General features: G+C 70.1%; 22 protein-coding genes. 12 read left to right on the forward strand and 10 right to left on the reverse strand.

Going from position 1 to position 18,189, the window contains the following annotated elements:
- Window positions 1-114 precede the first annotated feature (114 nt).
- Window positions 115-2,235, forward strand: coding sequence for a hypothetical protein (locus ACMGFI_RS16645; protein ID WP_436910982.1), 2,121 nt, complete (start codon window positions 115-117; stop codon window positions 2,233-2,235).
- A 1-nt stretch (window position 2,236) separates the two neighbouring features.
- Here ACMGFI_RS16645 and ACMGFI_RS16650 read toward each other — a convergent pair whose 3' ends face one another.
- The gene (locus ACMGFI_RS16650) at window positions 2,237-2,377 is read right to left on the reverse strand and encodes a DUF7503 family protein (RefSeq protein WP_436910983.1); all 141 of its coding nucleotides are present in this window, start codon (window positions 2,375-2,377) and stop codon (window positions 2,237-2,239) included.
- A 250-nt stretch (window positions 2,378-2,627) separates the two neighbouring features.
- Between ACMGFI_RS16650 and ACMGFI_RS16655 the strand changes: the two genes are divergently transcribed.
- From ACMGFI_RS16655 to ACMGFI_RS16670, 4 genes are all read left to right on the forward strand, one after another.
- Window positions 2,628-3,245, forward strand: coding sequence for a DUF7504 family protein (locus ACMGFI_RS16655; protein ID WP_436910984.1), 618 nt, complete (start codon window positions 2,628-2,630; stop codon window positions 3,243-3,245).
- Window positions 3,246-3,303: 58 nt separating this feature from the next.
- Window positions 3,304-3,927, forward strand: coding sequence for a hypothetical protein (locus ACMGFI_RS16660; protein WP_436910985.1), 624 nt, complete (start codon window positions 3,304-3,306; stop codon window positions 3,925-3,927).
- A 63-nt stretch (window positions 3,928-3,990) separates the two neighbouring features.
- Window positions 3,991-4,284, forward strand: coding sequence for a DUF7130 family rubredoxin-like protein (locus tag ACMGFI_RS16665; RefSeq protein ID WP_436910986.1), 294 nt, complete (start codon window positions 3,991-3,993; stop codon window positions 4,282-4,284).
- Window positions 4,285-4,290: 6 nt separating this feature from the next.
- Window positions 4,291-5,181 (forward strand): ketopantoate reductase family protein, encoded by an 891-nt coding sequence (locus ACMGFI_RS16670; RefSeq protein WP_436910987.1) that lies wholly within the window; start codon window positions 4,291-4,293, stop codon window positions 5,179-5,181.
- Between the two features lie 57 nt (window positions 5,182-5,238).
- Here the strand turns inward: ACMGFI_RS16670 and ACMGFI_RS16675 are convergent, their stop codons facing one another.
- Window positions 5,239-7,164: a flippase activity-associated protein Agl23 gene (locus tag ACMGFI_RS16675; RefSeq protein ID WP_436910988.1), complete on the reverse strand. Its 1,926-nt coding sequence runs from the start codon at window positions 7,162-7,164 to the stop codon at window positions 5,239-5,241.
- 49 nt (window positions 7,165-7,213) lie between these two features.
- Window positions 7,214-7,462, reverse strand: coding sequence for a DUF7533 family protein (locus tag ACMGFI_RS16680; protein WP_436910989.1), 249 nt, complete (start codon window positions 7,460-7,462; stop codon window positions 7,214-7,216).
- Window positions 7,463-7,585: 123 nt separating this feature from the next.
- On the opposite strand from ACMGFI_RS16680, the gene ACMGFI_RS16685 reads away from it, so the two are divergent.
- Entirely contained in the window at window positions 7,586-8,242 is a 657-nt protein-coding gene (locus ACMGFI_RS16685) for a riboflavin synthase (RefSeq protein WP_436910990.1), read from the forward strand.
- A gap of 7 nt (window positions 8,243-8,249) precedes the next feature.
- On the opposite strand, the gene ACMGFI_RS16690 is transcribed toward ACMGFI_RS16685, so the two are convergent.
- Window positions 8,250-9,263 carry a PrsW family intramembrane metalloprotease gene (locus ACMGFI_RS16690; RefSeq protein WP_436910992.1) on the reverse strand — a complete coding sequence of 338 codons (1,014 nt, stop codon included), beginning with the start codon at window positions 9,261-9,263 and terminating at the stop codon, window positions 8,250-8,252.
- 324 nt (window positions 9,264-9,587) lie between these two features.
- Between ACMGFI_RS16690 and pdxT the strand changes: the two genes are divergently transcribed.
- From pdxT to hisE, 3 genes are all read left to right on the forward strand, one after another.
- Window positions 9,588-10,214 (forward strand): pyridoxal 5'-phosphate synthase glutaminase subunit PdxT, encoded by a 627-nt coding sequence (gene pdxT, locus ACMGFI_RS16695; protein WP_436910993.1) that lies wholly within the window; start codon window positions 9,588-9,590, stop codon window positions 10,212-10,214.
- Window positions 10,215-10,320: 106 nt separating this feature from the next.
- A complete protein-coding gene (locus ACMGFI_RS16700) occupies window positions 10,321-10,647 on the forward strand; it encodes an SHOCT domain-containing protein (RefSeq protein ID WP_436910994.1) in 327 nt (108 codons plus the stop codon).
- A gap of 64 nt (window positions 10,648-10,711) precedes the next feature.
- On the forward strand, window positions 10,712-10,999 hold the full coding sequence (hisE, locus tag ACMGFI_RS16705; RefSeq protein WP_436910995.1) for a phosphoribosyl-ATP diphosphatase: 288 nt from the start codon (window positions 10,712-10,714) through the stop codon (window positions 10,997-10,999).
- A 59-nt stretch (window positions 11,000-11,058) separates the two neighbouring features.
- Here hisE and ACMGFI_RS16710 read toward each other — a convergent pair whose 3' ends face one another.
- The 4 genes from ACMGFI_RS16710 to ACMGFI_RS16725 all read right to left on the reverse strand — a co-directional run bounded on the left by ACMGFI_RS16710 (window position 11,059) and on the right by ACMGFI_RS16725 (window position 12,585).
- The gene (locus tag ACMGFI_RS16710) at window positions 11,059-11,400 is read right to left on the reverse strand and encodes a hypothetical protein (RefSeq protein ID WP_436910996.1); all 342 of its coding nucleotides are present in this window, start codon (window positions 11,398-11,400) and stop codon (window positions 11,059-11,061) included.
- A complete protein-coding gene (locus ACMGFI_RS16715) occupies window positions 11,390-11,758 on the reverse strand; it encodes a MarR family transcriptional regulator (protein WP_436910997.1) in 369 nt (122 codons plus the stop codon). Before ACMGFI_RS16715 ends, ACMGFI_RS16710 begins: the two co-directional genes overlap by 11 nt.
- An 80-nt stretch (window positions 11,759-11,838) precedes the next feature.
- Window positions 11,839-12,153, reverse strand: a complete 315-nt coding sequence (locus ACMGFI_RS16720) for an ASCH domain-containing protein (protein ID WP_436910998.1) — start codon at window positions 12,151-12,153, stop codon at window positions 11,839-11,841.
- A gap of 66 nt (window positions 12,154-12,219) precedes the next feature.
- Complete coding sequence (locus ACMGFI_RS16725; RefSeq protein WP_436910999.1) at window positions 12,220-12,585, reverse strand: DUF5518 domain-containing protein; 366 nt, start codon at window positions 12,583-12,585, stop codon at window positions 12,220-12,222.
- Between the two features lie 173 nt (window positions 12,586-12,758).
- On the opposite strand from ACMGFI_RS16725, the gene ACMGFI_RS16730 reads away from it, so the two are divergent.
- Entirely contained in the window at window positions 12,759-13,766 is a 1,008-nt protein-coding gene (locus ACMGFI_RS16730; RefSeq protein WP_436911000.1) for an NOG1 family protein, read from the forward strand.
- A gap of 248 nt (window positions 13,767-14,014) precedes the next feature.
- Here the strand turns inward: ACMGFI_RS16730 and ACMGFI_RS16735 are convergent, their stop codons facing one another.
- Window positions 14,015-14,770, reverse strand: a complete 756-nt coding sequence (locus ACMGFI_RS16735) for an SIMPL domain-containing protein (protein ID WP_436911001.1) — start codon at window positions 14,768-14,770, stop codon at window positions 14,015-14,017.
- A 140-nt stretch (window positions 14,771-14,910) separates the two neighbouring features.
- Entirely contained in the window at window positions 14,911-16,194 is a 1,284-nt protein-coding gene (locus ACMGFI_RS16740; RefSeq protein WP_436911002.1) for a TIGR00341 family protein, read from the reverse strand.
- A gap of 225 nt (window positions 16,195-16,419) precedes the next feature.
- Between ACMGFI_RS16740 and ACMGFI_RS16745 the strand changes: the two genes are divergently transcribed.
- Entirely contained in the window at window positions 16,420-16,725 is a 306-nt protein-coding gene (locus ACMGFI_RS16745; RefSeq protein ID WP_436911003.1) for a MazG nucleotide pyrophosphohydrolase domain-containing protein, read from the forward strand.
- Between the two features lie 9 nt (window positions 16,726-16,734).
- The gene (locus tag ACMGFI_RS16750; RefSeq protein ID WP_436911004.1) at window positions 16,735-18,138 is read left to right on the forward strand and encodes a bifunctional metallophosphatase/5'-nucleotidase; all 1,404 of its coding nucleotides are present in this window, start codon (window positions 16,735-16,737) and stop codon (window positions 18,136-18,138) included.
- Window positions 18,139-18,189 lie beyond the last annotated feature (51 nt).

Genomic DNA, 18,189 nt, shown 5'->3' on the forward strand with positions numbered 1-18,189 from the left:
CCCGGGCCAACAGGCTTTTTTTCTCCCACCGCGTTCTCACGCCTACTCGCTCGCACGGCCCGGGTGTGCCCTCCCCGTGACACCGCGAGAAGCGACAACGGAGCCCGCCGAACCATGAACGTCGATCCGGACGCCACCCGACCGCAGATCCGCCGCCACCCGAGCCGCGACGGTCTCCAGGTCCTCGACCCGATCCAGGAGACCCAGTTCGCGCTGCTGACGCCCGACGAGCCCGGTATCGAGGACTGCGACCCCGACCAGTTCTACTTCCCTGCCGACGCGGGCGCGACCGTGCGGACCACGGCCGTCGAGACGCCCTATTTCGTCCCGCTGTGGATCCGCGACGCCGGGGGCAACACCGTCGCGGAGGTGTCGGACCGCGAGTCGGTCAGCGTCCCGCCAGGCCGGTACAACGTCGAACTCGCGACGACGCAGGTGAAGCTACAGATCGCCGTCGAAGGCAGGATCGAGGTCACATCGCTGGAAGACACCGTCCGACTTTCCTTCTCGGAGACGGACTCGGTGCAGGTGGGCGCGCGCTCGGTCCACGAGCAACCCGCCGCGACGGTGACGACGACGGAGACGCCGGAGGACCTGATGGCCGCGCTCTCGACGCTCGGATCGGCCCTCAAAACGACCAGCTGTGAGCGCTCGTTCCCGTCGTTGCGTGGCCACCCGCCACTCGTCGAGCTCGGTGACGATCTGGAGGTCCCGGATTCCATCGACCCGCCGGAGACGGGGATCGGTATCGAGGTCCCGCCGATAGAGGAGTACATCTACCCCGTCGTGCCGCTGGCGTACTACACCGGTGCACGGATCGAACCCGGGCCGTCACCGCGGATCGCCGCCGCGGACTGGTCGTTCCCCCTCGACGGCGACGACGGGTTCGAGGCGGAGGTCGAGCGCGTCCTGAAACACGTGTTTCTCATGGACTGCGTCACGCGGACCGAGGGATACTACGAGGTCGACCTCAACGAGCGGACGGAAGTCGCGTCGCGGGTCGACCTGGACTTCGGCGCGGTCTACGAGCAGCCGCTGGCCGAGCAGCTACGGACCTATCTCGACGTGCCGTTCGACGCGGTGGCCGACGTGGCCCCCCAGTGGAAACTCACCGCCGACGTGCGCCCCGCGGCGTCGAACGTCAGCGCGCTGCCGTTCCTCGCGAACGAACTGGCCGTGGTCCGCTGTCCGAACGCCCGACAGACACGCGACGAGGCTCTAGAGGAGTTGACTGACCAGGTCGAGTCCTTCTTCAGGGACAACCCCGACGCGCTCCGTCGGAGCGTCCGATCGGCCGGTACCCGGGCGGGGTCGTCCTCGACGGCCAGCCCCGAGGTCTTCCGCCCGGAACCGACCGACAGCATCGAACAGGCCTACGTCGGCGAGGGCCTCCCGGTCGGCGCCAGCAAGATGACCGTCGACGCCTACTACCGGCGGCTGGACTTCGAGCCCACGACGGACCCGCAGATCCAGGTCGCCGTCGTCTGCAACGACCAGGAGATGACCGACGAAAACGTCGTCTCGGACATCTACGGCACCCGCGACTGGATCGAGTTCGGCATCGAGGCCCACGAGCAGTTGACCGCGATGGAGATGCGCGAACTCCTGCGGTCGGACATCGACTTCCTCCACTACATCGGCCACGTCGACGACGACGGGATCCGCTGTGCCGACGGCTACCTCGACACCCGTCACCTCTCGGAGGTCAACGTCAGCGCGTTCCTGCTCAACGCCTGCGACTCCTACGAGCAGGGCCGCGGCCTCGTCGACGCCGGCGCCATGGCCGGCATCGCCACCGTCACTGACATCGTCAACGAGGCCGCCACCTCCGTCGGCCGCACCGCCGCGAAACTCCTCAACCAGGGCTTCTCGCTGGCCGCAACGGTTTCGATCATCAAAGAGTACGAGCAGATAGGACACCACTACCTCGTCGTCGGCGACGCCAGCGCCTCTATCGTCGAGAACCGGGCAGGGACGCCACACAAGATCACGATTCACGACGACGGGGAAGACACCTGGGAGTTCAGTATATTCGGGTACCCCACTCTCTCCACACCGATGGGGGCAGTGTTCGTCCCGCAGATAGACGGTACGAACACGTTTTCGCTCAACTCCGGAGAGATGGGGACGTATTCGCTCGGAGGCTCGGAGCTTCTGGACTTCCTCCATCAGCAGGATTCGCCCGTAGAAGTCGATGGCTCCCTGCAGTGGAGTCTGAGTATCTCGGAACTGTAAACTACGGGCCGGTGAGCGTCCCGCCGTGCGCCGCCGCGGCGGTCCCAGTCTGCGAGAGCAGCAGGAGCGCGCTGAACATGACGCCGATCCATTTGGGGTTCTCTTCGAGGAATTCGCGGAGTCGCGTTGATTCTTGGCTCATAGCCAAGTGTTTATTCAGCGCGTTTGTGATTGAATTTATCTAAAAGTTCGGGATAAATTAAGACTTGTATTATCAGTATGTTCGAGAGAGATTAGGATTCGATATTTCAGATGTAACATCAGTAACACTAATAGGTTGTGCAACCGGGAGGCCGGACCTGGATGTCAGGGAACGGAAACACTGATTGTCGTGTGGGTCCGCTGGACTGATACGGAGTGATACAGATCCGTCCGTATCGGAGGGGACACTCGTGAGCGTGGGCATCCGAGGAGCAGCGGAGATCGGTGACGCGACGACGGTGCTGTTGCTGGCGTCCGACCTGCGCGACCGGCCGACGGACCCCTGCGTGGCCGTCCTCGACGGGCTCGGCGACCGGATCGACCGGGCGGTTCCGGTCACGGTAACCCGGTCGGCGACGGAGTGGCTCTCGGAGTGGGAACGCGAGACCGGGGGCGAACCGGCGGTCGCCGCGTGCGTGGACGTCGAGCGGGAGACCCGGTCGACGGCGGCGGTCGACGCCGGGGGGACCGACACCGAGCCGCCCGTTCCCGTCGAACGGGTCGCCGATCCGACGGACCTGGAGGGGATCGGCCGCCGGGTCAGCGACGCGCTCCAGCGGGCCGACGAGGCGGGCGACCGCGTCGGCGTCGGGGTCCACTCGCTGACCGGCGTCCTCGAACACGTCGACGAGCCGACCGCGTTCAAGTTCGTCTACACGCTCGGCGAGGTCGCCCGCCGTGTCGACGGGGTCGTCGTCTTCCATCTCGACCCGACGGTCCACGACGACGAGACCGTCGAGACGTTCCGGATCGTCTGCGACGCCGTCGTCGACGCCGACCGCGGCCGGTCGCGGTCGGTCGATCGGTGAGGAAATCGACGGACGTGAAAGGGGTGGGTCTTTATACCTCCCGTTCCACCCGCCGGACATGGCCTCGGCACGGCACCTCGTCGTCGTCGCCGGTGCCGAGCCCGCGGCCACCGACGAGCTGGCGGCCGCGCTCCGCGACGACGGCACCGTTCGGACGGCCTACAGCGCCGACGCGCTCCGCGAGAGCCTCGACGCCGAAGTCGACGTCGCGGTGGTCGACGCGGCGCTCGTCGACGGGTCGCTCGACCCGCTGTTGTCGGACATCCGGACCCGCGAGTACGACCTCCAGGTCTGCGTGTCGGTGCCCGAACCCCGCCGGTCGTCGGTCGCGACCCGCGAGGCGGTCGACGCGGTGGTCGCCCGCGACCGGGAGTCGGTCCGCGAGCGGGTCCGGTGGCTGGCCGCGCGCGCCCGCTACCGGCGCCAGCTGGAGGAGTTCTACGACCTCGCCGAGCGGCGAGCGGCACTGACCGAGGACGAAACCGACGACGAGGGCGAGCGGCTCGACCGCCTCGACCGACAGCTCGACGGCCTCCAGCGTAACCTCGACGAGCTGTTCGCCGACATCGACGACGGCTCCGTCTTCGACGCCGCGCTCTCGGCCGACGAACGGGACCTCGCTTCCGGGGAGTCGGACGCCGGTGCCGGCGGCTCCGACGGGGGCGGCGACGACGGTCGCTGAGATCGCTGTCGCTGACCTCCGCCGGCACCTACATTTATGCGCCGGTCCGGCGTTGGTTCGGGTATGAGCGAGACGGACGAGGGGATCGACCTGGGCTTCGGACAGGCGGTCTTCGACGACGATGGGAACCGGCTCGGGACCATCCGCGGGTTCGACGAGCACGGCTTCTACGTGACGACCGAGGAGGGGATCGCGAGCCTGGGCCAGCACCTCTCGACCACCGCGGACTCCGGCGAGGCGGAGCTGATGTGGCGCTGCTGGGAGTGCGGCGAGATGGGCGACATCGAGGAGATCCCCGACACCTGCCCCGCCTGCGGCGCCGAACGGGAGAGCATCTACTACTGGACCGAGGACTGAACGGTCGTGCGCGCCCTCGTCCTCGGCGCCGGCAGCCTCGGCAGCCTCCTCGGGGGGTTGCTCGCGCGCGCCCACGACGTGACGCTGGTCGGCCGCGACCCCCACGTCGAGCGGGTCCGCGCCGAGGGGTTGCGAGTCACCGGCGAGTGCTCGGTCCGCGTCGAGCCGTCGGCGGCGACGGCGGTTCCAGACGAACGCTTCGACCTCGCGATCGTCGCCGTGAAGGCCTTCGACACGCCGGCCGCCGCCGAGGCGCTCGGCGCGGCCGACCTTAACGCGGTCCTGTCGGTCCAGAACGGGCTGGGCAACGAGGCGACGCTGGCGAGCGCGCTCGACGCGGACGTGCTCGCGGGCACCTGCACGTACGGCGCGCGCCTGACCGAGCCCGGGACCGTCGAGTGTACCGGCCGGGGCGAGGTGGCACTCGGGCCGCCCGACTGCGGCGAGTCGCCGGCCGCGGCGTCGGTCGGCGCGGCGTTCGGGACGGCCGGCGTCGAGACGACCGTGGCGACCGATATGCCGCGCCGGCTCTGGGAGAAGCTGGCGGTCAACGCGGGCGTCAACGCCGTGACCGCGCTCGCCCGCGCGGAGAACGGCGCGCTGGTCGACGGACCGGCGGGCGAGCCGGCCCGCCGCGCGGCGAGCGAAGCCGCACGGGTCGCGCGCGAGGAGGGGGTCGACCTGTCGGACGAGGCGGCCGTCGAGGCGGTCGAGCGGGTGGCGGCGGCGACGAGCGCCAACCGTTCCTCGATGCTACAGGACGTGGACGACGGCGAGCGGACCGAGGTCGACGCGATCAACGGTGCGGTCGTCGACCGGGCGGCCGACCCCGTCCCCGTCAACGAGACGCTGGCGGCGCTGGTCCGCGGCTGGGAGCGCGAGCGGGGACTGCGGTAGGACGGGGCGGATTGCGGCAGTCGCGGGAGTCGCGGTACGGCGGCGGAGGGCTCCCGGTCAGTCGCCGACGGCGAGCGCACGCGGTTCGACGGCGCTCGCGTCGCTCGACCCGTCGGGCGACCGGTCGCTGAAGAAGACCGCTTCGCTGCCGTAGTGCCGCAGGCGGTGGGTGTCGGCGTCGTACCCCTCCAGGGCGGGCGCCAGGTCCGTCTCCAGCTCGTTCGGCGCGATGACGACGAGCGGGTCGACCTCGCCGTCCTGCAGTCGCTGGACGGCGGTGTCGGCGTCCTGGATGCAGTCGCCGGTGGCGCCGTACGCCTCGACGTACCACTGCAGCGGGAGGGTGTTGCTGATACTCGTACACGTCGGTTCGATCCCGGCGTCGCGGGGGTTGTCGCGGACGTAGCTGTTCCCGACGAAGAGCACGTCGACCCCGTCGTGGTCGGCGGCGCGGTCCTCCAGCACCGCCATCGAGGGGCGGAAGTCGTCGGCCGGCTGGGCGTACTGGACGAGCTCGTTGTCGTCGGTGGTGTCGTCGAGGTAGACGTACCCGACCGCGGAGGCCGCCATGTACCCGCCGATCAGCACGAGGACGAACGCGGTGATGCCGAACCGGACCGAGTCTGTGTGGAGGGCGTCGCGGGCGCTGTCGACGACCAGGGCGATGCCGACGCCGGCGGGGAGCGCCAGCGGCACCAGAGCGTTGACGGCGATCCAGGCGTTGGCGATGTCGGTCCCGAGCGGGTAGCCGACGACGGAGACGAAGCCCCAGTAGGCACAGAACAGGACGACGCCGCGCGAGCGGACCCGTCCCCACCGCTCGGCGAGGAAGCCGACGACGGCCATCAGCGTCAGCGCCAGCGCCGACTGGGCCATCGCGTGGACCTCCTGGCCGAGGAAGCAGAGGTAGGCGTCGATGATGTTGTCCTTGCGACAGCCGGCGTCGGTCGTCCCGCCGAACCAGTAGCTGTACCCCTCGACCACGTCGTCGAGCGTCCGGTCGAAGAGATCCGGGAACAGCGTCGGGTTGGTGACCGCCTGCCAGAAGCCGACCGCCGCGGTGTCGGGCGACCGCGGGGCGTAGAAGTACAGCGTGACCGCCAGGAAGACGAGGAGCGCGACCGTCCCGTGCCACAGGAAGTCGGCGGCGTAGTCGGCGAGCGAGCGGCGTCCGCGCAGGTCGTCAAGGCGCTCGCGCGCCCAGTCGAAGCCCGAGCGGTCGCCGCCGGTGCGGAACAGCGCCTGGTCGAGCAGCAGGGCGGTCGCGCCGACCCACACCAGCAGGTACACGGCGGCGTTCTCCTTGGCGGTGAACGCGAGCGCGACGAAGGCGACGGCGCCGTAGACGTACCGGACCGACCGCTCGTCGTAGGCGCGCACGAGCAGGCCGAACGCGACGAACGCGAACGCCGCCGCGAGCAGCGTGCTCCGGAAAAAGCGCGAGTAGTACAGCAGGAGGGGGCTGAAGGCGAGGAAGAAGGCGGTGCCGACGACCTCGTCGCCGTCGAGGTGCTCGCGGAAGAGGAGGGCGGCGAGCGGGAGGAGGGCGCCGACCAGCGCCACGAACAGCCGCATCGTGAAGTCGTTGGCGCCCAGCGCGTCGAAGAGGAACTTGTTGACGTGCTGGACGAGCGGGCCGTGGATGATGTAGCGGTAGTGGAACTCGCCGGTCTCCAGGAAGTACGCGGACCACCAGGCGACGCGCCCCTCGTCGAAGTGCGCGACGCGGTGGCCGAGGAAGGCGAGGCGGACGAGGAGGCCGGCGGCGACGATCCCGAGGACCCAGCGGGTCGTCCGGTCGACCCGGTCGAACCGGCCGGCCGGCCCGTCGGTCGGTCCCTCGGTCCCGTCGTCGTCCCCGGGATCGCGGGCGGGATCGACCGAGTCGTCGTCGGCGCCGCGGTCGGCGGCTGCGGGGCCGGCTTCGGCCCCGCCCTCACCGGCGTCGGCGGGGGCGTCGGACTCGGAGTCGGAGCGGCTCATGTCCGCCGTGTCGACCCCTCACGATTTCAACGCTTGGATCCGCGACGGCTCACTCCTCGTCCTCGTCGGGCGACTTCGCGACCGCGCCGACCGTCTCCTCGACGGCCTTGCCGGCCAGGTCCTCGGCCGTCGTGACGTACTCCTCGATGGCGACCATCAGCACGGCGACGACGAGCAGGCCCGCGCCGACGGTCGGCTGGCCACGCGCCAGCAGGAACTCCAGCCCCAGCAGCGCGACCGGGATCGCGAAGATCAGGGTCCCACCCAGCCCGACCATCCCGAGGATGCTCCGCGCCATGCCTCCCGGTTCCGCGCCGACCGGCAAAAGCCCCGCGCCTCCGGGCGCTCGAAACCGCCCACCGGACCCGTCCCACATCCGTGAACGATAACTCTTTTGCGACACTTCTCCCAAGCGTCGGGTATGTTCACCGGGATCGTCGAGGAGACGGGCGAGATCGTCGAGATCGAGGACAGCGACGCGGGTCGCCGGCTGACGATTGCGACGACGTTCGCGGACCTGGAGGGGGGACAGAGCATCAGCGTCGACGGGGCCTGTCTCACGGTCGAGGAGCACGCCGACGGCGAGTGGTTCTCGGTGTTCCTGGCCGCCGAGACGCTGGAGCGGACGACCTTCGACACCGCCACCGAGGGCCGGGCGGTCAATCTGGAGCGGGCGCTTTCGGCCGACGAGCGGTTCGACGGCCACGTCGTCCAGGGCCACGTCGACGGCACCACGGAGATCGTCGACATCGAACGGGTCGGGGAGGACTGGGCGTACACCTTCGAGCTCCCCGCCGGACTCGAACAGTACGTCGTCCAGAAGGGGTCGGTCGCGCTCGACGGGATCAGCCTGACCGTCGCCGCGCTCGACGACGCCGGCGGGACGTTCTCGGTGGCGATCATCCCGACGACCTACCACGACACGACGCTCTCGGCGAAGGAACCGGGCGACTCCGTCCACGTCGAGGTGGACGTGTTCGCCAAGTACGTCGAGCGGATGCTCGGGATGGCCGACCGCGACGCCGAGGCCGGCGCCGACGTGGCGGCCGTCCGCGAGGCGCTCGGCGAGTACCGGTAGCCGGAGTTCAGCCGTCGAACTCGGTGAGCTCGGACCGCTCGCCGTCGGGCGCCTCGTCGGTCGCCTCGTGGTAGGCCCGCCTGTATCGGGAGATCTTCCGGATCAGGAGGAGCCCGAAGACCCCGTCGTAGACGAGGATGAACCCGAAGAAGGCGATGAACCACGGGATCCCGGTGGCGTCGGCGACGATACCCGGCAGGTACCCCGAGAGCGTGTTGTACAGCGCGTGGACGAGCGTGGCGATGATGAGCCCCTTGACGACGATGGGGCCGGCGCGGTCGGGGTTGAACTTCGCCAGCCCGAGGTAGTAACCGGCGAACGCCGAGTAGATGACGTGGCCCGGCCCCGCCAGCGCGCGGACGGCCGTGATGCCGGTGCCGGCGACGACGAGGTTGAACGTGTCGGCGATGCCCTCGGTCTGCCCGGCGATGTAGATGGCGTTCTCGATGGTCGCGAAGCCCAGGCCGGCCATCGCGCCGTAGACCGCGCCGTCGACGACGGCGTCGAACTTCGAGGTGCGGTAGGCGTAGAGCCGGACCGCCAGCAGCTTCACCGTCTCCTCGACCGGGCCGACGACGAGGAAGAAATAGAGGATCTGGGTGCCCCAGAACATCAGCCCCAGGCTCTCCAGCGAGACGCTGACGACCGTGTTCACGACGCCGGCGAACCCGGCGAACAGCACGCCGAGCGCGAACGTCCCGACGAGCAACTCCAGCGGTTCGGAGCTGGTCACGTCGGCGTACCAGACGTACGCCGCCAGCCCCAGCGCCGGCACCGCCGACAGCAGGGTGAAGGTCCCGACGATGGGGTCCGTGACCGCCCCGAGCCCGCCGAGGACGAACTGCGACGCGAGGATGGCGAGGGCCAGCACCACGACGAACAGCCGCAGTCCCGACACCCCGGCCGAGTAGACGAACACGGACAGGCTGTCCAGCAGCGACCGCGGTTCCCACGTCGACACCTCGTAGAGGTCGCGCCCGCTGTCGGCGCGCGCCTCGACCGGATCCCGGCTGTCCGACATGGGTCCACTGTCGGCCCACAGCCCCTAACAGTTTGGCCCTGCGGCTCGAACCTTATACGTGCTAGAGGTAGTTTAACACGCTATATCCCATTGAGGGGTACGGTTATACGTTCGAATCCGGGAGTGGCAGGCGATGACACGAGTCAGTTCGAGCCGCGGGATGCTCTACTCGACACCGCCGGGCGAGGACGCCGACGAGGAGCCGACTGCCGAGGAATCGGCCGACGACTGAACCGGAGCGCAGTTCAGCCCCGGCCCGGATCGCCAGCACGCAACGCCTGCGGGGAGCGAGAGCTTTTTCGCCACGGGTTCGATAGGAGTGGTATGACCATCAGGGCGGGCGTCGTCGCGGTCCAGGGCGACGTGAGCGAACACGCCGACGCCATCCGACGAGCCGCCGCCAGCCGCGGCGACGAGGCCGAGGTCGTCGAGATCCGCCAGTCGGGCGTCGTCCCCGACTGCGACATCCTGCTCATGCCCGGGGGGGAGTCGACGGCCATCTCCCGACACCTCCACCGCGAGGGCATCGCCCCGGAGATCGAGGCCCACGTCGCCGACGGCAAGCCCGTGCTGGCGACCTGCGCCGGACTCATCGTCGCTGCGGCCGACCCGAACGACGACCGCGTCGACTCGCTGGGGCTGGTCGACGTGAGCGTCGAGCGCAACGCCTTCGGCCGCCAGGCCGACAGCTTCGAGGCGCCCCTGGACGTAACCGGCCTCGACGAGCCGTTCCCCGCCGTGTTCATCCGCGCGCCGGTCATCGACTCGGTCGGTGACGTGGCGGTCCTCGCCGAGTGGGACGGCCGCGCCGTCGCGGTCCGGGACGGCCCCGTCGTCGCCACCTCCTTCCACCCCGAGCTGACCGACGACGCCCGGATCCACGACCTGGCTTTCTTCGAGGCCGAGGTCGCGAGCGCGGCGAACGACCGCGAAAGCGAGCCCGAAGCGTAGCGTCCGGCCGGTGCCGGTCGGGCCGGTCGACCCCGTTCTCAGGTCGTGACAATCCCGACCAGCGGTTTATCTCCGCGGTGCGTCCGTTCGAGTGAGGAGTGATTCCATGGTCGACACAGCGATACGCCTGCTCCAGCACGGACCGCACCACGGGCCGCACAGCGGGTCGATGGGAGCCGCCGGTGGGGGCGGCTGGATGGGGTTCGGACTCCCCTGGGGACTGCTGTGGGTCGCCCTCTCGGTCGCGCTGTTCGCCGTCGCCGTGTACCTGCTCGTGACCCGGATCGACGGGCCGGTCGGGGCGGTACCGGTCGACGCGACCGGTCCGGCCGACCCGATGACGACCCTCGAGCGGCGCTACGCGCGCGGCGAGATCGACGACGAGACGTTCGAGGAACGCCGGATCCGGCTCGGCGAGCGCGACCGGCAGTGAGGGCGCGGCCGCCCGCGGGCGCGAACCCGAGGGGACTTACCGGAGCGCGCCGACAGCCCGTGTAATGACCGACGACGTGTTAGACGAGCTGTTCGCCGTCATCGAGGACCGCAAGGCCGAACTCCCCGAGGATTCCTACACCGCCTCGCTGTTCACCCACGAGAAGGGCGAGAACGCCGTCCTGGAGAAGCTCGGCGAGGAGACCACGGAGCTGTTGCTGGCTGCCAAGGACGACGACCGCGAGGAGGTCGCCCACGAGTCCGCCGACATCGTCTACCACCTGCTCGTCCTGCTCGCCATGAAGGACATGGACCTGGAGGACCTGCGCGACGAGCTAGCCGAGCGGCGGTAGGAAGCGCGCCGTAGGGTCCCTCGTGGGCCGGTGGAGTCACCGAACGGACTTCCCGTCCGTCACACGCCGAGAAACGACGCGGTTTCCGTCGCTATCGTGTCCGCCATCGCGTCAGTGACACTCCCCTGGGCGTTGCTAATATCGGCGTGTTTGATCGTGAAAACGTACCACGGCGACGCGTAGCTATCGCCGGGCGGCCCACCGAACCGCCAGTCGTCGGATCCGATCTCGATCGCTTCCGGCCGCTGTTTCGAGGTGAGTGCGACGACGGCGTACTCTTCCCCGTGGAAAGGGTGAGAATCGTCGCTCAGAACGACGAAATATCGGTGGTTCGGCGGATTCTTGAACGGTGCCGGGTGTTTGACCACGTCGGCGCGCTGGAACGGCTGATCACTCGTCACGCATCTCACGCGGATCGACCGCGTTCTCGTCCCAGCCTTCGAACTCGTCGTCCCCGTACCGGTCGCCGAGCGCTTTGAGTCCCAACATCGTCCCGGTCGATCCAGCCAGGCGGTCGTCGTCGCCGATCGCCCAGAACGGTTCGGCGTGGCGGACGAGGCCCTGTTCTTCGAGACGCTTCAGCGTACCGCGGACGCTGCCCGGTTTGATATCGGTCTCGTCGGCTATCTCGGACGGTTTGAAACCCGCGTCCGGGTGTTCACCCAGGAACGTCAGGATGTGGTAGGCGTGTGTGTCGGGGTCGAACGCGAGATCGTTCTCGCTCTGTCGGTCGGCGTATTCGTCGAAGTCCACGGGCATAGCTGGTCTAACAGTTGTAACAGCAAGTAACTCGGAAACACGGATATCACTTTCGCCCATGGCTCCGCATATCGTCAATGCTACTCCCGTGGTTCGAACCGATGACGGACGACCTCGCTGTCGTCGTTCCACTCGAAGGAGTCGTGGACGCGGTTCAGCCGCTCGCGATAGGCCTCTAGGTCCTCCGACCCCTCACGCTGGGCGTCCTCGTCGGTCAGGTCGCCGAGGGTGCGGCGTGTCACATCGGTCACCTCGAAGGTCGTCCCGTCGATCTCGAAGGTGTCGCCCTCGTCGGCGTACCTGTGTCCCCGATGCAGCTGGGTGACCTCCCCGGCGGCGGCCATCCGCTGGACGTGCTCGTTCGGCAGGACCTCGCCGGCGTCGATGTGGGCCATGTGCGAGCGTCAGGACGGGACCGGCAAAAGGGTGACTCCGGCGGGTCAGTTCCCGACGCTCCGGGGTCAGTCCGCGAGGACCGCGCCGATGGCGCCGCCGACGGCGCTGTCGAGGGCGAAGACGAACGCGATGACGAGGCCCACGACGACGACGCTGAGGCCGCCGAGCAGGCCGCCGATGGGACCGCCGAGGGCGCCGCCCAGGAGGCCGGCGATCGGGGCGGTGACGACGACGAGCACCAGCCCGCCGAAGGCGCCGGCGAGCAGGCCGTGCCAGAGGCCGTTCCCGAGGCCGCCGCCGGCGAGGTAGCCGGCGACGAACCCCGCGATCAGCCCGGCGCCGACGTGGCCGACCACCGGGACGAGGAAGGCGGCGAGCCCCGCGACGATGCCGGCGACGAACCCCCAGACGACCGCGCTCCAGTCTGTCATCACCTCCTGTAGGGCGCCGGGACCCATAGGCGATCCGCCGGGGTTCGCAGGGTACGGTGGGAACCCGGGTGCGCAGGCCGGGGCGACGGACGGCCGCTCGCGGGCTGTGGCGGGCTGACACGGCCGTCGACGAGTAAACGGTCTTTTACGCGCCGGCCGTCTACGGGGGTGCAATGAGCCAACCGTTCGAGGACCTGCCGACGACGCCGACCGCCGAGGAGCTGGTGGACAAGGCGTTCTCGCGGGCCGCGCGCGCGGGGCGGGCCAAGAGCGGCCACGACGCCCCACTCTCGATGCTACAGACGGCGTCGAACATCGCCTCCGACAACCTGGAGAACGTCGTCACCGACTGGCCGGACTTCGACGACCTGGACCCGTTCTACGAGGAACTGGCCGACGCCGTCATCGCCTCCAACACCACCGGTGACGACGCTCCCGACATCGGCGGTATCGACGCCGTCCGACAGCACCTCTCGGAGATCAACTGGGCGAGTCAGAAGACCTCGGAGATCCGCGAGGAGTACCAGGGCCGGATCGCCACCGGCGACATCGACACCGCCCGGAAGCTCCGCAAGCAGGCGTTCGCCCGCATCGCCGACGTGGTCGAGGAGGTCGAGGACGACCTCGCGGCCGTCGGCGCCGCCCGCGACGACCTGAAGACGCTGCCGGACATCCGCCCCGACGAGCCGACCATCGTCGTCGCCGGCTACCCGAACGTCGGCAAGTCCACGTTCGTCAACGCCGTCACCAACGCCGAAAACGAGACCGCCTCCTACCCGTTCACCACGACGGAGATCCGGGTGGGCCACTTCGACGACGGCCACATCCGCTACCAGATCGTCGACACGCCGGGCCTGCTCGACCGCGCGCCCGAGGACCGCAACGACGTGGAATCGCAGGCCGTCAGCGCGCTCGAACACCTCGCCGACGGGGTCCTCGTGCTCGTCGACGCCAGCGGGGAGTGTGGCTACCCGCTGGACACGCAACTCGCCCTGCGCGACGACCTCGAAGCGCGCTTCGACGTGCCCGTGCTCACGGTCTGTAACAAGGCCGACCGCTCGCGGGACGTGGCAGCGGACCTGTACATGAGCGTCACCGAGGACGAGAACGTTCAGGGCGTCCTCGACGCCGCGGTCGATGCGGTCGACTACGAACCGGAACTGCCCTACGACGGGTCCTGACGGATCTCTCACCCTGCGGCGGCTCGCAGAACCGCCAGCCGCGGCTGTCGAGGTGAGCGAAGCGTCACCGGGAGACCCGGTGGCGTCCGCGAGTCCGACCGGACTCGCGGGCCCGTCGGGCGTGGTGCCCGACGGTGGAGAACGGAACCGTCAGCGGGTGGGGAGTGCCCGACGCCGTGGGACCGGTACGGGGCGCCGGGCGGTGGGTGGCGGATGGCAACCGGTCGTGGGACGAGCGGCGGTCGGCGTCAACCGCTCGTCTCGTAGACGACGGTGACGGAGGCGCTGACGCTGACCGGGCCGCTGTCGATGGAGGTGCCGCCGTCGCCGCCGGCGGCGAGCGCCGCGGTCTGGACGCCGTAGGACCGGGCGTGGTACTCCGTGGTCGAGACGCGGTCGACGCCGGTGACGCTCAGGTCCTCGGCGGCGGCGATAGTGCTGGCCTCGCCGCGCGCGGAGTTCATCGCCTCGGTCAGGGCCTCCTGGCGGAGTTCCTCGCGCTTGTCCGCCGAGAGGGTGAACTCGACCCCGTCGACCTCGTCGGCGCCGCTGGTCACGGCGGTGTCGACGACCTGGCCGACGCTACCGGGGTCGTCGGTCGTGATGGCGAACGTGTGGATGGCGCGGTAGGCCGGCTCCTCGCTCGGGGCGCCGCCGTAGCGGCGGTTCGTCGAGATGTCGTAGTAGGCCGTCCGGATCTGACCGTCCTCGATGCCCATCTCGTTGAGCGCCGAGCGCATCGAGCTGGCGTTGGTCGAGAGGTGCGACCGGACCGTCTCGATGTCGTCGCCCGTCGCGACGACGCCGACGCGGACGACCGCGCGGTCGGCCTCGGCCTGGACCTGGCCGGAGGCGCCGACGGTGATCGTGTCGCTCGCGTCCGCCTGCGCGGACTGCTGTGCCTGGACCGGCGAACCGCCGGCCGCGAACGCGGCGCCGACGCCCGCCGTCGCCAGCAGCGCGGCGACGACGGCCACGCCGGCGAGTGTGGGTCGTGAGTTCATGCACTCGGTCGGACGACCCCCTATCAAATAGCAACCACGTTAACTCAAACGCGCCTTTGAAGGTCCGAAATCACCGTCTGACGGGCGTCAGACGGGGTAGACCTGCCCTTTGCCGGCTGAACGCTGTTGACCGCCCGCTGTCAGGCCGAGTCGGTGACGACGTACCGGGCCTGCGTCCGGACCTCGCGGTCGATGGCCCGTTCGACGCGGCGGTCGATACGCTCGGCCAGCGCCGGATGGTCGTGGTCGTCGACGCCGACCGTCACGGTGATCCCGACGGGGTGGCGAAAGAGCGGGCCGCCGCTGCGGTTGACCTCCATCGAGAGCACCTCCGGGGAGCCCTCGGACTCGGCGAGCGCGGCGTTGGTCGCCTCCTGGATCCGCTCCTCGGTGGTCGCTCCCTGGAAGGAGTCGTAGGTGACGCCGCCGAGGAACACCGACAGCATGACGATGGCGACGACGAGGACCCCGATCCGGCGGACGGTCGCGCCGCGGGCCTCCTCCAGCTGGAACCAGTTGGTCGGCCGGTAGCCGCTGTAGCGGAGGACGACCAGCGCGGCGAGGTTGATCGACAGCAGGTTCACCAGCACGAGCACGCTCGAACCCAGCGAGACGACGGGTTTGCCCCACGCGATGCCGATGCCGACGGTCGCTGCCGGCGGGATCAGCGCGACGGCGATCATCACGCCGACGATCGCCGAGGAGATCCCCGCGGTCAGCGAGATCGCGCCCGCGACGCCCGCGCCGAGCGCGACGACCAGCGAGAGGAAGTCGGGGTACAGCCGGCTGCGGACCTGCGGGATGGCGGTCACGTCGGTAAACGGCGGGATCAGGTGGACGGTCTTGACGACCCACGCGAAGGCGGCGGCGCTCGCGACCGAGACGGCGAGGCCGACCGCCTGCAACTTGACCCCGCGGGCGAACAGGTCGTCGTCGACGACGACGGTCCCGACGCTGGCGGCCATCGCCGGGCCGATCAGCGGCGCGATCACCATCGACCCGACGATGACCGCGGGGGAGTTCAGCAGGAGCCCGGCGGTCGCGATGACCGCGCTGACGACCGTCATCACGAGGTACGCCGGCGTCGACAGCAGCAGGTCCTTGGCGGCCGCGACCAGCTCCTCCCGGGCGATGCGGTCGCCGTTCTCCTCCTCGGCGTAGCGCTCCTCCAGCTGTTCGAACTCGTCGGAGACGACCGTCTCCGCGTCGAGGACGACCGTGTAGGTCCCCTCGTCGATGCCGGCGGTCCGGAGCGTGTCAAGCACCGGCTCGACGGCGTTCGTGGGCAGGGGGACGTACGCCACCGCGGCGTACTCCCGGCCGCTGGTCTCGTCCGTGACGATGTAGTCGATGCCCTCGTCGTCGAGCGCCCGCGTGACGGTCTCGCGCTTGCCCGTCGGGATCGTGATCTGGACGAGACGCACGTGCCACCGAACGTGCAGGACGGTGAAATACGCTCGGGATCGGAACCCGCCTCGCTCCGCGGACGACACCTCGCGTGACTCTTCGGTACGGAACGGCTATCGAACAACCCCCGTGGCGCGCGCTGTCGTCTCGGAATCGCGAGCGGTTCCGAGACGAACTGAACACGCGCGATCCGACTCTCTCGACGCCAAACCGTTTTGACGGGGACCGACCAACCCCGCCGCATGGACGCACAGGACCGCGTCGCCGCGTTCGTCGACGAGCACGACATGGACGCCGACCCCGCCTACCGGGTGCTGGACCTGGCCGCCGAGGTCGGCGAGATCGCCGCCGACGCCGCCAAGTCCAGCGAGTACGGCGCCGCGCCCGAGGAGTTGACCGTCAGCGAGGACGAACTCGGCGACGCCGTCTTCGCGCTGCTGGCGACCGCCGACGCGCTCGATATCGACGCCGAGGAGGCTCTAGAGACCTCGCTGGCGAAGTACGAGCGCCGGCTGGACGAGTCGGGGTCGGCCGGCTCCGGGGAGTGACCGACGCCGATGGCCCCGCGGCTCCTCCACTACTCGGACCTGGAGAACGCCTTCGACCGCCCGGAGCGCGTCGGCCGCCTCGCGGGGACCATCGAGTCGGTCCGGGACCCGGAGACCGTCGTCGTCGGCACCGGCGACCAGCTCGCCCCGGGCGCGCTGGCCATCGAGGAGCGCGGTCGGCAGACCCTGCCGTTCTACGACCGCGTCGCCCCCGACGCCGAGACGTTCGGCAACCACGACTTCGACCACTCGCTGGCCGACACCAGGGAAGTAGTCGCGGACTCGGTGGTCGACTGGCTCAGCGCGAACGTCCGCGTCGACGGGGGTCCCGCGAGTGGCGCGAGCGGGACCTCGTCGGACCGCCGGTCCGACGGCGAACCGTTCGTCGGCGTCGACGCTGCGAAGACCGTCGAGCGCGGCGGGTCCCGGGTCGCGCTCGTCGGCGTGAGCGGGCCGGACATCGCCGTCCCGCGGTCCGTCGCGGTGACCGACCCGGTGGCCGCCGTCCGCGAGGCGGTCGACGGGCTGGACCCCGCACCGGACCGGCTGGTCGTCCTCGCCCACGCCGGCGATTCGGTCGCCCGTGACCTCTGCCGGGAGACGCGGGCTGACGCGGTCCTCGCGGGGCACGTCCACAGCGAGACCCGAGAGCGCGTCGACGGCACGCTGCTGGTCCGCCCCGGCGCGAACGGTCGCGTCCTGTGGCAGGTCGAGCTGCCGGACGACCGCGGCGAGCCGGCGACGGCGACCCGCCACGAGGTGCCCTCGGGTCCGCTCGACGAGCGGACGGCCGCGGCCGTCCGCGAGCGGCTGGCCGACCACGGGCTCGACGAGGTGGTCGCCCGACTCGACCGGCCGGTCCCGCGCGAGCGGGCGCGCTGCCTCCGCGGGGAGTGCGCGCTGGCGAACCTCGCCACCGACGCGCTGCGGTGGGTCGCCGACGCCGACATCGGCCACGTCGACACCCGCGGGCTCCGCGACGGGCCGCCGGTCGGCCCCGACGTGACCGTCGCCGACCTCCGGGGGATCGCCCCCTTCCAGGCCGGCGTCTTCGCCGCCACCGTGTCCGGCGCGCAACTGCGGTCGCTCGTCGCAGAGTCGGTCCACCCCGACGGGATCGACGGCCGCGACGGCGAGGTCTGGACCGGGCAGTTCGCCGGCGTCGAGATCCGCCGGGACCGCGCCGCAGGGGAAACCGAGGTGCACCTCGACGGCGAGCCGCTGGCCGACGACCGGGAGCTACGGCTCGCGGTCAACGGCTACGTCGTCTACACCGACGAGTTCGCGACGGTCGGGCCCGCCGACGCCCGGGAGCTCCACGGGCTGCAGTACCGGGCGTTCGAGGCGTACGCCCGCGAGGCGGACGACCTCTCGGTCGGGACCGACGGACGCATCGAGTACGTCGACGGGTGAAAACGGGCTTCGCAGTGAACCGCGGACCGCGGTCAGTCGTCGGGGAGCGCA

It is taken from the genome of Halosimplex marinum (assembly GCF_051414075.1).
GTDB lineage: Archaea > Halobacteriota > Halobacteria > Halobacteriales > Haloarculaceae > Halosimplex > Halosimplex marinum.